Here is a 13356-nt window from a genome sequence, read left to right as displayed (position 1 = left end):
CTCAATCCTTCTCCGTCATGCCCAGCACGCCGGCCAGGCCGATGCGCTGCAGCTTGCCGGTCGGGCCCTTGGGGATCTCGTCAAGCAGCACGATCCGTTTCGGCACCTTGAAGGCGGCCAGCCGCCCGGCCACGAAGTCGCGCAGCTCCGCCTCAATGGCCGTTGCGCCTTCGTCCAGCACCACCGCTGCCGCCACTTCCTCGCCCAATTTGTCGTGGGGCAGCGCAAAGGCCACCGCCTGGGCCACCGCCGGGTGGTCCATCAGCACCTCGTCGACCTCGCGCGGCGAGATTTTTTCGCCGCCCCGGTTGATGATCTCCTTGAGCCGGCCCGAGATGGTGAGATAGCCGTCCGCGTCGATCCAGCCCTGGTCGCCGGTGCGGAACCAGCCGTTCGTGAAGGCCTCGGCGTTGGCCTTGGGATTGGCCACGTAGCCAGCCGTGACGTTGGCCCCGCGGATGACGATTTCGCCGGTCTGGCCCGCCTCCAGCAGCTCGCCGGCGGCGTCCATCAGGGCCACTTCCGGTCCCGCCGCCAGCCCCACCGTTCCGGGTTTGACGCGGTCCCGGTCGACCGGGTTCGAGGCCATCTGGTGGGCCGCCTCGGTCATGCCGTAGGCCTCGACCACCGGGCAAGCGAAAGCGGCGCTCAACTCGGCCAGCACCTGCGGCGGCAGCGATGAGCTCGAGGAGCGCACGAAGCGCAAGCGGTGGGCGGCGATGATCTCGCGGTTGCGCCCGGCCCGAGCCAGGATGGCTTGGTGCATGGCAGGCACGGCGCTGTACCAGGTGGCTTCGACCTCGGCCAGCCAGGCGAAAAAGCTGAGCGCGTTGAAGCCCGGCGCACAATGCACCGAGGCGCCGGCGCCGAGGCTGGCCAAGAGCGCCGCCATCAGGCCATGGATGTGGAAAAGCGGCATCACGTTGAGGCAGCGGTCGTCCGGACCCAGCCCCAGGGTGGCGCCGATGTGGCCGGCCGAGGCTGAAACGTTCCGCTGGCTCAGCGGCACCAGCTTGGGCCGCGAGGTGGTGCCCGAAGTGTGCAGCACCAGGGCCACGTCGTCGGGCCCGGCGGGGCCCGGCTTGGCAGCCTCGCCGCCGGTTGCGGAAGAAAGCGTGAAGCGTCCCGCCGGCCCCTCTTGCGGCCGGAGTTCGATGATCGGAATCCGGCGCTCGGCCGCAACCTGCAGGGCCGGGCTCTCGGAACCCGCCTCCACCAGCAGCGCCCGGGCTTCCAGATCGTCGAGATAGAAGGCGAACTCGTCGGCCGTGTAGGCCGGGTTGAGCGGCGCCGTGGTGGCGGCGCCGGCCACGGCGACGAAGGCGGCGGCCATCTCGGGGCCGTTGGGCAGCACCATGGTGAGGCGGTCGCCCCGCCCGATGCCGGCGGCGTTGAGGGCGCCGCGCACCTCGGCGGCCAACTTTCTCAGCCCGGCGTAGTCGAGCTCCGGCCGCCCCGGGGCGCCCAGCGCCGGGGCCTCGGCGGCTCCGGCCTCGATCAATTCGGTGACGGTATTCGACATGGCTCGCTACGCTGGCTTTCAGGTCAGCGCGAGAGTGCCAGGGGCCGGGCTAGGTGACAAGCAGCTCTTCAAGATCGGGCACCAGATAGGCGTCGGTGCGTTGGATGGTGGCGCGGTAGGCGGCCGAGCCGGCAGCGCTGTAGCGGGAGCTGTGGGCGCCGTCCTCGGGCATCACTTCCTGCGAGATGACCTGCGCCAAGAAGCCGACATCGAGATGCAAAAGGCCACCGAAACGGTCGGCCCGGGTGGTAAAGGGATCGCTGAGCCCGCGCCGGGCAGCGCTCTCGGGGCGGTTGTCGTTGGCCCGTTCGCCGCCCGCCGCGGGCTCGCGGGCCAGGCCCTCGGCGGCAGCGTCGGAGCGCCGCCTTTTTAGATGAATGCCGAGATCGTCATCGGGGGCGCGGCGAAAGCGCGGCCGCTGGCGGCCCAGGAGATCGTCGAAGCGCGTGCCGGCCGGACGCGCGGCGGGCTTGACCGCGGTCGTGCCGCGGGGGTCGAAAAGCGCAATGTTGGTTAGCGTGGACAAGGTTCAGGCGCTGCCGATTTTCCGGTTCAGTACAGCCCCAGGGTAATCGATGGATATTACCTGAAATTTAAAATATATTTTGATCAAATGTATTTAACATTTTGTTCATGCTGTTAATAACCCCTTGCAACAAAGGCAGAATCCGGGCTGGGGGCGGTTTCCTGCTATGCTGAGACGGCCCAACCGAGCTCAAATTGCCCGAATCGAATTTGCATGTCGGATTCTCGTCCCTTGCCGCCCGGCCAGAAGGTGGCAATCTTCGGCCTCAACGACTGGAGCGCCTATTACGCGCAACTGCTCGAACGGGTGGGCTTTCCCGTGGCCTTCTACATCGCCGACGACGGCCCGGCCGACGTCGAGGGCGTGCCGGTGCATGCCGAGGCCGAGGCCGCGGCGGCACACTTTGCCGCCGGCCAGCCACCACTGATCATCGCCAGCCGCTCGCCGGACCGCTCGAGCACGGCCTTCGAGCTGGGCGCCGTGGCGGCCATCAACAAATGGGGGCTCGAGGGCAGGATTTTGCACCCCGCCTTCATCAAGGCCTACCTGGCCGCACCCTTTCCCACCGGCGTGGCGCTGTTTGGCTATCCCAGCAGCGGCAACACGGTAATCGGGCATTTGCTTTACGAAATCTTGCTGCTCCGGCTGGGGGACGAGGAGCCGGAGATCGACCTCACCACCAACCTGTTGCGCATCCTCTGTAACGAGCACATGAATTTCCTCACCGGTGCCCTGGTGACGCTCTGCCGCGGCCTCGGCATCTGGGTCACCCAGCATCGCCAGATCGGCTTGGGCGGCCTAGACCTGGCCATGAGCGGCGGCCCCTACCGGCCCAGTGCCGACGAACGCGGATTTGCCTCGGAAAAGTTCCTTTACGTGGCGGGCTTGCGCGCCCACAGCCAACTGGCGGCCTATCGCTTCGAAACCCACCATAAACCCAGCGCCGCCATCCTCGACGAGATGGATGCGCTCAACTACACCTCCGTCGCCGTCTGCCGCCACCCGCTCGACGTGCTGGTCTCGCTGGCCGCCAAGTACTGGCGCCCGCCCGACGCCGTCTTACACGACCTTGGCTGGTTCCGCTGCCAGGCGGCGGCGCTGGCCGAATGGTTCCAGTGCGCGCTGGCCAACCGGGGACGGCTCCACTTCGCCCGCTACGAGGATCTGATGGCCGAGCCGGCGGCGGCGGTGCAGGCGCTGGGCCAACTGCTCGGCCTGGCGCTCGACGAAACAGAGTCCCGCGACCTCGCCGAGCGCTACCTCAACCGCACCCTGCAGCAGGCGGGCTCGGCCGACGCCGTGATGGGCCGCAGCCACCTCTGGGCGCCGGGCACGGGGCAAGTGGCGGCGCTGGCTGACCTCGGCCCACCGTCCCATCCTGGAAGACCTGGGCTATGGCGAGTTGCTGGCCGAACTCGGTTACGATCCCGATTTCGCCTCCCACCTCGAGGCCCCGCCCTTTGCCGGCGAGATCTCGATGAACCCGACCTGGCTGGCCTGGTACGACTACACCGTCCACCGCACCCAAGGCAGCGACATCGTCTTCCGCCACGAAAGCTGCCAAAGCCGCGAGCTACCCGGTCCCGGCCTGACGCTCGTTTCGAACGCCCCGGAATACCTCGATGCCCTGGCGCCGCTGCTCGAGACGCCCTACTGGAGCCGGATTTTCCGGGCCATTTGAAGGCGGGCTACCCCGCCGAACGCCGCTGTGCCGCCTCGGTGCCGAGTTCGCTCTCGATATAGTCGATGATCTGCTCGACACAGGCAGCCACGTCGTGGTTGACGGTATCGACCGCCAGCTCCGGGCTCTCGGGCGCCTCATAGGGTGCCGAGATGCCGGTGAAATCGGGGATCTCGCCGTCTCGGGCGCGTTTGTATAGGCCCTTGGGGTCGCGCTCCTCGCAGGCCGCCAGATCGGCGTCGACGAAAATCTCGTGGAAATCCCCCTCGGCCGCCTCTCGCGCCCGCTGGCGGTCGGAACGGTAGGGCGAGATGAAAGCGGTCAGTGCGATGAAGCCGGCGCGGGCGAACAGCGCCGCCACCTCGCCGACCCGGCGGATGTTCTCCGAGCGGTCCTCGGGCGAGAATCCCAGATTGGCATTGAGGCCGTGGCGGATGTTGTCACCATCCAGTACGTAGACCTGGAAGTCGCGGGCAAAGAGCTGGCGTTCGACCTCGACCGCCAGCGTCGACTTGCCCGAGGCCGAGAGGCCGGTGAACCAAAGCACGCCGCCGCGATGGCCGTTGAGCCGGGTTCGGGCCTCGGTGGTCACGGTGTGGGGAACGCGGGTGACGTTGGTAGCGCGCACGGTGACCAGGTCGCGCTGATCGGCATAGCCAGCCATGCTGACGATGCCCCGGCCCACCACCTGGCCCTGGCGCAAAAGGGAAAAACGGCCGCTGGCCGGGCTGTGCGCGAAAGCATCGAGGGCGAGCATGGTGTAGCTGCGCAGGATGGCCTCGGCCAGTTCGCCCTTTGCCACCGCGGTCGCTGGCGGCGGGCGGCCGATCACGGCCTCCAGCGACTGCACCCGCACCGGCGTGTGGCGGCCGCAAAGCTCCAGCTCGAGCTCATCGCCGACCTCCAGCTCCGTTGCCTCCTGCCACTGGAAGCGGGCACGAAAGACGTCGGTTTCGATGGGCGCGTCGCCGGTCAGGCTAACGATTTCGCCGGCCTCGGCGCTGACCGCACGATCGAGCTCGAGCACCAGGCGCTCACCGCCTGCCAGGGCGCTGATGCGGGCCACCTGGTTGGAAGGCGAGAGCACGATCTCGTCGCCCACCGCGGCTTGGCCGCCGAGCAGCCGCCCGGCCAGGCTGGTGCCGGGCGGGGCGCTTTCGCCAGCCTCGACCAGCAGCCTGAACGGCGGCGGCCGCCGCTCTGTCATGGCCTCCAGGCGAGCCAATGCCTCGACCAGCCCAGGTCCCTCGTACCAGGCCGGCCGTTCACCCGCGGCGTTCACCGGTACGGCCGCCAGCGGTGCTTCGTTGCCGGCCGGCGCGGCCTGGCGCCAGGCGGACAGCGCCGCCGCCAGGCGTTCGGCGTCACCGTCGACCTCGACGGCGACGACGCTGGCCCGGGCCAGTCCCAGCCAATCCAGAAGCGGCACCAAGCTGGCGATGGCGGCAACATCATCACCTGCCGCCAGCCAGATCAGGGCAGCGTCGGCCGCACCGCCGGCCAACAGGGAACTGGCGTCTCCGGCCGCCAAAAGAATCGCCCCGGGCGCCCGGCCGGCAGCTTCCAGGCGCTGCGCCAGGGCCTGGTCGGCGGCGGGTCCCACCAAGGCAATGCGAAGCGGCTCATGTTCGGCGGTCATGGTGGTCTCCGGCATCGATCGTGGGGAGCAGTTCCGGCCCCCCGGGAGCGGCGCCAAGGAAGCGGTTTTTCCCCCCCCTGTCAAGAACATGAGAGAGCCGCTCCGGGGCGCGTTGCCGAGCCCGGAAATCGGGTGCTAGACTCCGCCGCCGCGCCGGGCGACCACGAGGAAAATTTCATGCGCCTCAATCTGGGCTGCGGCCACGACAGGATCGAGGGCTATCACAACGTCGACATCGTCCCCGACGGCGGGGCCGACGAGATCGTCGACCTCGAGGCCCTGCCCTGGCCCTGGCCCGACAACGCCGCCCAGGAGGTGCTGCTCAAGCATGTGCTCGAACATCTCGGGCGCCAGCCGGAAGTCTACCTCGGCATCATCAAGGAACTTTGGCGGGTCTGCCGACCGGGCGCTTCGGTGAGGGTCATCGTGCCCCATCCCAGGCACGACCATTACCTCAACGATCCCACCCACGTGCGCCCCATCACGCCGCAGGGTTTGGAGCTCTTCTCGGTCCGGCGCAACCGCGAGTGGCTGGCCAAGGGCTTCGGCAACACGCCACTGGGCCTGCAGACGGGCGTCGACTTCGAACTCGTCTCGGTCAACCTGGTGCCCGACGAGATCTGGCGCCGGCGCCTGGAGAGCGGCGAGATCGGCGAGGTCGAGCTGGCCCAAGCGGCGCGTCAGCTCAACAACGTGATCGCCGAAAGCCAGATCGTACTGCGCGCCATCAAGGTCGACGGCTGAGCCGTGGCGCGCCGCACCACAGGGAAAGGCAAAGGCAGCCATCGGAGCTCGACGCCGCTGCTCGAATTTAGCGCCAACCAGCCCTTCCGCTTCAGCCAGCAAAACGCCTCGCCGACGACGGCCCAGGAAGGCGTCAGCGGCGAGCGATACTTGACCTCGCTGAGCCAGTTCTCAAACCGCGTGGTGGCGGCCAATCCCCAGGTCTTCCGCATCCTGGCCGCCCATCGCCGCATCCCCGTGCTGGCGCCCGAGCGCTGGGCCGAGACCGGCTTTCGCGGCCGGCGGGTGCTGTTTCTGCTGCCCTCGCAGGCGCTGGGGGGCAACGTCGCCACATTGCTTTTTCTCGAGGCTTTCGCCGGCCGCCACCGGCCGGCCGGCCTGGGTGTCTTCTGCGCCGGCTCGACGGCCGATATCTACCTGCTTTCCGAACGCGTCGAGGTGCATACGCTGTGGCTGGGGCGGCGCCAGCTCAAGCGCTACGACGTGGTCATCGATCTCGGCCAGCTCGAGAACCGGCGCGACATCGAGATCTGGCCGGTCGACATGGAGGCCGACCTGTTGGCCGCCTTCGGCCTCGAGCCGAGCCCGCGCTATCCGGCCCGGGCACGGCCATTTGCGCCCAAGGCCAAGCCGCACTTCGGCCTGCTGCCGCTGGCTTCGTCGCCGCTGCGCACCCTGCCGGTGGCGCTCACGGAAGCACTCTCTCAGGCCCTGGTCGCGGAGGGCGAGGTGACGCTATGCCTCAACCGCAGCCAGCACCAGGGCGTGCTCTATGCCCGCGAGCTCAAGCACCGGCTGCCGGCCGGCGTGACGGTGATCGACGGCTTCGCCTCGATCGGCGAGCTGCTGGCGGCCATCGACGGCTTCGACTATGCCGTACTGGCCGATTCCGGCCCGGCCCACATGGCCAAACTTTTCGCCACCCCCGGGGTCGCCGTCTACACCTCGGCGCCCGGTGAGGTCTTGCAGGGCCGCTTCGAGAACCTGCGCCGCTTCGCGGTCGACTTCCAGGGTCCGCGTTGCACCGCACCTTGCGGCCTGGCCAAGCTGCGCCAGACGGCGGCCGGGGCAGTGGGCTGCATGGCTTCGCTGGACGTCGATCTCGAGGATCTGCCGACGACACCCAAAGGCCAGGACGCCGAGGCGGTGGAACGCCTGGTATTGCACGAGCCGGTGCCCTGCGTCGCGGCCCTGTCGGACCAGCGCATGGCGCTGGTCGATTTCGTCCGGGCCGACCTGGCGGAACGCATAGCAGCCGGCGGCGCCAGCTAGCCGAAATTTTCCATTCGATCCGATTCTTAAGCCTGAGCCTATTGTTTTTATTGAATTAAAATTCCTAGTTCAGCGCTGAACTCGATTTCAGATAAGGCTCGAGCATCACGGCGTCGGCCCATTATTTGGCGCGTTCGTTCAAGACAGCGACGACGATAGCGGCCATATTCGTCGGACAAGCGCGATCTCGGGAGGAAGCAAGGGATGAATTTTTCGCTCAACGGCCGGCCGGTCGTATCGCCCTCGGCAATGGACGATGATCCGCTGCTCTACGTACTGCGCGATGGATTCGGTCTGCTGGGACCCAAGTTCGGCTGCGGCGTCGGTGCCTGCGGCGCCTGCACGGTGCTGGTCGATGGCGCCGCCGAGCGCTCCTGCCAACTCACCCCAAAAGACGTCGACGGCCGGACGATCGTCACCCTCGAAGGCCTGGGCGCCGGGCGGCGCGACGGCCTGCATGCCGTGCAACGGGCCTGGATCGAGGCCAGCGTGCCGCAATGCGGCTACTGCCAGAACGGCCAGATCATGACCGCCGCCGCACTGCTTGCCGCCGACCCCAAGGCCGGGCCGGAGACCATCGCGGCGGCGATGGACGGGGTGATCTGCCGCTGCGGCACCCAGGCCCGAATTCGCCAGGCCATAGCGCTGGTGCAGGCCAACGGCGGGAGGGACATGTGATGAGGGATATCTCCCGCCGCAAACTCCTGAAGGCGCTAGGCTGGACTGCCGGTGGCATCATCGTATTCGGAGGCGCGGGCAGCGCCCTGGCGTTCCCGGCATTTCCCCATCGCGGCGCGCCGACGGCCGAAGATGCCGCCGCCTGGCTGAGCCTGCGCCCGGACGGCACCATCGAGGTTTACTCACCGCGGGCGGAAATCGGTCAGGGCATCGCCGTTGCGCTGCGTCAGATCGTGGCCGAGGAAACCGGTGTGGCACTGGATCTCGTGCGCTGTATTGCACCCGACACCGGGCTGATCAACCCGGCCCGGGCCACCGTGGGATCGGATTCCATAAAGGACTACGGTCCCCTGCTGGCCCAGGCGGCGGCCCTGGCCGCAGCCATGCGGGCGCGGGCGGCCACTCTGCTCGGCGTCGCCGCCGCTTCGCTGACCCTCGCGGAGGCTGGATTCCAGGCCGCGTCAGGGACTCGGGTGGCGTTCTCCCGTCTCGCCGAGGGCAAGCCATTGATCATCGACGAAGAGGCCGTGGCGGCTGCAAGACCACAGGCCCTGCAGCCCGGCAAGGCGCATACGATCGTCGGTAAGCCTCAACCCAGCGATGGCATCAAGGCCCTGGTGACGGCGGCGGCGCCGATCTTTGCCGACGACGTTCGTCTTCCCGACATGGTCTTCGGTGCCCAGGTCCGACCCGGATTGATCGAGGGCGAAATCGCCGCGGTCGATGATCGCCCTTGCCGCGGGATTGCCGGATATCTGGGCCTGCACCGCGATGGCGACTTCATCGGCATGTTGGCGGAGCGCCGTGGCGCTTTGAAGCGCGCCATGAGCGTGCTCGAAATCAAGCTCAAGCCAAGCCGCAAGGTCAGCGAGACCGTCATCGCCAAGGCCATGAACGTCGATACCGCGTTGGCTGACGGGGCGCTGGAGCACGTGCTGGAGGACGACGACATGGAGCCGGCGGCGGACTATGACGTCGACCTGGTTCTGCAAGTGCCCATGGCCGGGCACGTCGCCATGGAACCCAGAACCGCCGTGGCCCGCTTCGACGACGACGGCAAGCTGGAAATCTGGAGCGGCACGCAGGATGTCTTCTTCGTGCGTGACACCGTTGCCAACGAGCTTGACCTTTCAGAGGAGACCGTGGTGGTTCACGGCATGCGTACGGGCGGTGCCTTTGGCGGCAAAACGCTTTGTATTGTCGAGCTGGAGGCGGCCCGCCTGGCCCGTGCCGTTGGGCGGCCGGTCAAGGTTCAGTGGTCGCGACGGGAAGAGTTCGCCAACGCCTTTCAGCGGCCGCCATCCAGCCATCGCATACGGGCGCGGCTGGCGCCGGATGGCGGTATCGAGGCCTGGTGGCACGCCTTTCGTTCCGGCCACGTGATATTCACCTCGGCCGCCATGGGACGCTTTCTCCAGTTCGCCACCAGCTTCGTCGCCGATCCCGGCAGCAAGCGCGGTGCGCTCGCGCCCTACCGGGCCCGGCGGCGGCGGATCGAATTCGAGGATGTGCGACTGCCGGTTCCCACCGGTCCCTGGCGCGGCCTTGGCGCCGGACCGAACAACTGGGCCATCGAGACCGCCATCGACGCGCTGGCACGCCGGGCCGGACGCGATCCAGTGGATTTTCGCCTGGCCGCCCTGGCCGGCCACAAGCCGCGGCTGGCCGCTGTCCTGAAGACGGTGGCAGAGCATTCGAACTGGTCTTCACGGCGTTCGGGCGCGGGCCGCGGTTGGGGTGTTGCCTGTGGCGTCTACAAGGGCATGTCCTATGCCGCCGTGGTGGCGGAAATCGCCATGCAGGAGGCCGCCGTTCCACGCCTCCGCCGGCTCTGGTGCGCCCATGACTGCGGCTTGGTGGTCAACCCGGATCAGGTCAAGGCGCAGATCGAGGGCAACCTGGTTTGGGGCATCGGTATGGCGCTGCATGAGAAACTGCGGCTGAGCGAGGGACGCATCGCGGCCGAAAGTCACGCCGATTACGCCGTGGCGCGTTATTCCGACGTGCCGGAGATCGACATTGCCCTGGTTGGCGAGAAGAATGCGCCCAGTGGAGCGGGCGAGACGGCGATCGTGGCCGGCGCCGCGGCGATCACCAACGCCATTGCGGCACTGACGGGAGCCACCGTCACTTCGCTGCCCTATGATCGCGAAGCCGGCTGAGGGGTGCGGAGGAAACCGTGGCCAACCATTCCAGCGCGCTGTTCGTAGCCCTGATCAGAGAGGCACTGGCGCGACAGGGCATCGCGCCTCCCGTGCTCGCCGACGATCGGCCGCGGGCCGTGACCACCTCGTTGGCGGCCAAGAAGGAACTCCTCGAAACCGTGTTGGCGGCACACGGACCGGGGCCGCTGTTGCGCATCGGACTGGCGCTCGACGCTTTCGTCGAAACGCCGCTGGCCGGCGTGCTGGGCTCGGCCCGGGATCCCTTCGATCTGCTGGCGCGCTGGCGGCGGATCGAGCGCTATTATCATTCGCGCCACCGCACCCGGATCGTCGAGACGACGGCGAATTCGGCGATCATCGAACACTATCAACGCTCCGGCCCACCACCCGGAAGCGCCGAGGATCTGGTGGTCGCCGCCGTATTGGCGGCCCTGGCCGGTTGGCTGGGCGCCCATGCCGTGGATTTGGACTTCATCTCCGAGGCGGGGAGTTGGCCGGCGTTACGGAGCGGAGAGGTGGTCAAGCCCTGCCCCGCGGCGCCACCTGTGGACTGCAAGTGTTGGCGTCTCTCGTGGTCGGAATTCGCAGCCCGCCGCGAAATCGTGCCGCCGCCCGAGGCCCCCCAGGGCGCTGGGTTTTGACCGGGTTCAAGCTGGATGATCAAACCTTGCGCAAGGTTTTTCTGACCGTTTTCAGCGATCCCACGAGGCAACTCAGTCTGGCCCAGTGTGCCGGCGGCCTGGGTCTTTCGGGACGTACCTTGCAAAGACGTTTGGCTGCCGCCGGCGCGGGCTTCAAGGACGTCGTTGCTTTGGCTCGGCTGGAGGTGGCGGCACGCAACTTGGTCGAAACGGCGACGCCCCTGGTCGAGGTCGGCTTCCTGGCCGGCTACAGCGACCAGGCCCATTTCTCGCGGGAGTTTCGCCGCGGCGCGGGCATGAACCCGTCGTCGTTCCGGGATCTGGCAGGGAGCAGTCTGGAAACGCCTTAATCCTCCAATGCCAGCCTGAGACGGCGTAAATGCCGGGCGTAGCGGCGGTGACGTCCCGGGCTTTCGGCCGCTGCCGCCGGCTCCAGGCAGGCGTCGTGCCAATCAAGGCGGCAAAAATCAAAGAGTGCCCCCAAGGTTTCCTGGCTGCGCCGCAGCAGGCGCTCGTAGGCCACCTCGAGGAACTGCATATCGAGAACCTCCTGCCAGTGCTCGAGCAGGCGCCGCTCGGCGGCGAAGCGCATGGTCAGCAAGTCCAGGTCGGCGGCGAAGGCGCCGGCCGGCCCGAGGTCGTGGCTGAAGCAGTGCAGGCCGGCATCCAGGGCGTCGCGGTTGCCGTGGATCACTCGGACGCCCGGCCAGCACAACGTCGCCAGGCCCAGATCGAGGACCTCCAGCGGCAGCACCGCCAGGCGCTCGTCGCCGTCAGCGAGATCGGGGGCCAGCGCCGCCGCCGCCGCCGCCAGGTCGGCCGCCGTCGGATTGTCCGGCCGGGGATCGTCGTGGTGCGGAAGTGGTGCCGCCGGCAGCAACCTCACCCCCGGATGGCGGGTCAAGGTGGCGGCCACCAGATCGACGCCGCCACCAGGCAGGCCGACCAGCAGCAGCAGCGGCGCCGGGCCGTTCTCTTTGGCGGCTTGGGGTCTGATGGCATCAGGGCCGAAGGCCTCCATACGGGCGCTCACCTGGCGTTCGAAGAGGGCGCCATCGAAATGCCCCTGGGCCAGGGCGTTGGCGCTTTGGTAAGCGGCGAAGGCGCGGACGGCAATGTTGGCCCGGTCGCAAAGATCGCCGAGCGCAAAGAGCAGCGCCCGACGTTCGGCGCCCGGCGGCGGCCCCGGCTTGAGGGCCCGGTTGAGCAGCCCGATGGCGGCTCGCGTGCGCTCGGCCGGCACCACCTCGGCGTAGGCCAGCGCCAGATCGACCACGGTCGAACCGGTGGCGATGATGGGTTCGAGAAGCATCGTGGCGGCGGCGGCCTCGCCCCGCGCCGCCAGAGCTAAGGCTTTCCCGGTGGACGCTCCGACGTGGCCGGGTTCGGTGGCCAGGGCGCGATCGTAGAGTGCCTCCGCCTGGGGCCAGCGGCCGGCCCCCCGGTAGCCGTCGGCGATCAGGCAGAGGATTCCGGGATTGTCCGGATCCAGGGCCTGGGCGCGGTCGAGTTCGGCCTCGCCCTCGGCCTCCCGGCCCAGGCTCTGCAGCAGGCTGCCCAGCAGCGCCCGGGTCTCGCCCTGCAGTGGTGCCAGTTCGACGGTCCGGCGCCAACTCGCCTCCGCATCGTCCAGTCGGCCAAGCGCCTTTTGAGTCACCCCCAAGGCGTGCCAGGCTTCGGCGTGATCTGGAACCTCACTGACCAGAGCGTGGAAACGTTCTATGGCCTGTCCCTCGCGGCCGGTGATCTGCAGCGTCCGGGCCAGGGCAAAAAGCGCATCTCGGTGTCCGGGTTCCAGCACTAAAGTCCAGCCGAGTTGGGATATCGCTTTGCCATAGGCGCCAGCCCCCACCAGGGCCATGCCCAGGTGGTATGACGCCTCAACCAAATAGGGCTCGCGCTTGAGCACCTGTTGGTATTTTCGGCGGGCGGCAACCAAATCGCCCGCCTTGTGACAGGCGGCGGCTTGTTGGAAGAGGCTGCGGGCGCTCCGCGTGTTAAGCCCGTCGTATTCCATGGCACCCGTCGCTTACGGCAGATAGCCGAAGCGTTCCATCTGCTCGCCGTGGGCCTTGACCACGCGCTCGACTTGGCCCGGGGTCAGGATCTTGCGCCAGACCCCCATCTTGCCCTGGCGGAAGAAACGCTCGGCATGAACGCTACGCTCGACGAAGCCGTGTTTGTCCTCCTGTCCGCGCAGCACTTTGAAGGAGGAATGCCGGATGGCCCGCTTGAGACGCTCTCGCGGTGGCTGCAGGCCGAGGAATTTGGCGATGCCGCGGAAGAACTTTGCGGGATGCTGGTGCAGGTCCTCGTAGCGCACCACGTGCAACGTATCATGCTCCACCCGGGTCCAGCTCTTGACGTGGTTTGACCAGGAGTTGATGGCGTGGGGCACCAGTCCGGTCTCGGGATCGCGGGCGGCAACGAAATCGGGATCGGCCATCCAGGATATGGCGTTATCGATGTCGAGTCCGAATTGGTGGGA

12 protein-coding genes are annotated in these 13356 nt (G+C 67.9%); 7 read left to right on the top strand and 5 right to left on the bottom strand.

Annotation, left to right across the window (positions count from 1 at the left end; genetic code table 11):
- Window position 1: 1 nt before the first annotated feature.
- Window positions 2–1522, bottom strand: coding sequence for an acyl--CoA ligase (locus QGG75_18055; protein ID MDP6069134.1), 1521 nt, complete (start codon window positions 1520–1522; stop codon window positions 2–4).
- Window positions 1523–1571: 49 nt separating this feature from the next.
- Window positions 1572–2048 carry a hypothetical protein gene (locus QGG75_18050; GenBank protein MDP6069133.1) on the bottom strand — a complete coding sequence of 159 codons (477 nt, stop codon included), beginning with the start codon at window positions 2046–2048 and terminating at the stop codon, window positions 1572–1574.
- A gap of 213 nt (window positions 2049–2261) precedes the next feature.
- On the opposite strand from QGG75_18050, the gene QGG75_18045 reads away from it, so the two are divergent.
- The gene (locus tag QGG75_18045; protein MDP6069132.1) at window positions 2262–3791 is read left to right on the top strand and encodes a sulfotransferase domain-containing protein; all 1530 of its coding nucleotides are present in this window, start codon (window positions 2262–2264) and stop codon (window positions 3789–3791) included.
- Here QGG75_18045 and cysC read toward each other — a convergent pair.
- Window positions 3737–5368, bottom strand: coding sequence for an adenylyl-sulfate kinase (gene cysC / locus QGG75_18040; protein MDP6069131.1), 1632 nt, complete (start codon window positions 5366–5368; stop codon window positions 3737–3739). The two genes, QGG75_18045 and cysC, sit on opposite strands and share 55 nt — an antisense overlap.
- 177 nt (window positions 5369–5545) lie before the next feature.
- Between cysC and QGG75_18035 the strand changes: the two genes are divergently transcribed.
- The 6 genes from QGG75_18035 (at window position 5546) to QGG75_18010 (ending at window position 11218) form a co-directional block, all read left to right on the top strand.
- The gene (locus QGG75_18035; GenBank protein MDP6069130.1) at window positions 5546–6112 is read left to right on the top strand and encodes a hypothetical protein; all 567 of its coding nucleotides are present in this window, start codon (window positions 5546–5548) and stop codon (window positions 6110–6112) included.
- Between the two features lie 3 nt (window positions 6113–6115).
- Entirely contained in the window at window positions 6116–7384 is a 1269-nt protein-coding gene (locus tag QGG75_18030) for a glycosyltransferase family 9 protein (protein ID MDP6069129.1), read from the top strand.
- Window positions 7385–7588: 204 nt separating this feature from the next.
- The gene (locus tag QGG75_18025) at window positions 7589–8062 is read left to right on the top strand and encodes a (2Fe-2S)-binding protein (protein ID MDP6069128.1); all 474 of its coding nucleotides are present in this window, start codon (window positions 7589–7591) and stop codon (window positions 8060–8062) included.
- Window positions 8062–10224, top strand: a complete 2163-nt coding sequence (locus tag QGG75_18020) for a molybdopterin-dependent oxidoreductase (GenBank protein ID MDP6069127.1) — start codon at window positions 8062–8064, stop codon at window positions 10222–10224. The genes QGG75_18025 and QGG75_18020 overlap by 1 nt, the downstream gene beginning before the upstream one ends.
- Window positions 10225–10241: 17 nt before the next feature.
- Window positions 10242–10868, top strand: coding sequence for a hypothetical protein (locus QGG75_18015; GenBank protein MDP6069126.1), 627 nt, complete (start codon window positions 10242–10244; stop codon window positions 10866–10868).
- Between the two features lie 26 nt (window positions 10869–10894).
- On the top strand, window positions 10895–11218 hold the full coding sequence (locus QGG75_18010; protein MDP6069125.1) for a helix-turn-helix transcriptional regulator: 324 nt from the start codon (window positions 10895–10897) through the stop codon (window positions 11216–11218).
- On the opposite strand, the gene QGG75_18005 is transcribed toward QGG75_18010, so the two are convergent.
- On the bottom strand, window positions 11215–12885 hold the full coding sequence (locus tag QGG75_18005) for a tetratricopeptide repeat protein (protein MDP6069124.1): 1671 nt from the start codon (window positions 12883–12885) through the stop codon (window positions 11215–11217). The genes QGG75_18010 and QGG75_18005 overlap by 4 nt on opposite strands.
- 12 nt (window positions 12886–12897) lie before the next feature.
- The coding region (locus QGG75_18000) for a sulfotransferase domain-containing protein (protein MDP6069123.1) at window positions 12898–13356 on the bottom strand (459 nt) is incomplete at its 5' end.

Source organism: Alphaproteobacteria bacterium (assembly GCA_030740435.1).
In the GTDB taxonomy this organism is placed as follows: domain Bacteria; phylum Pseudomonadota; class Alphaproteobacteria; order UBA2966; family UBA2966.
The sequence above is the reverse complement of the archived record's forward strand: the minus strand, read 5'-3'. Positions and strand labels throughout refer to the sequence as shown.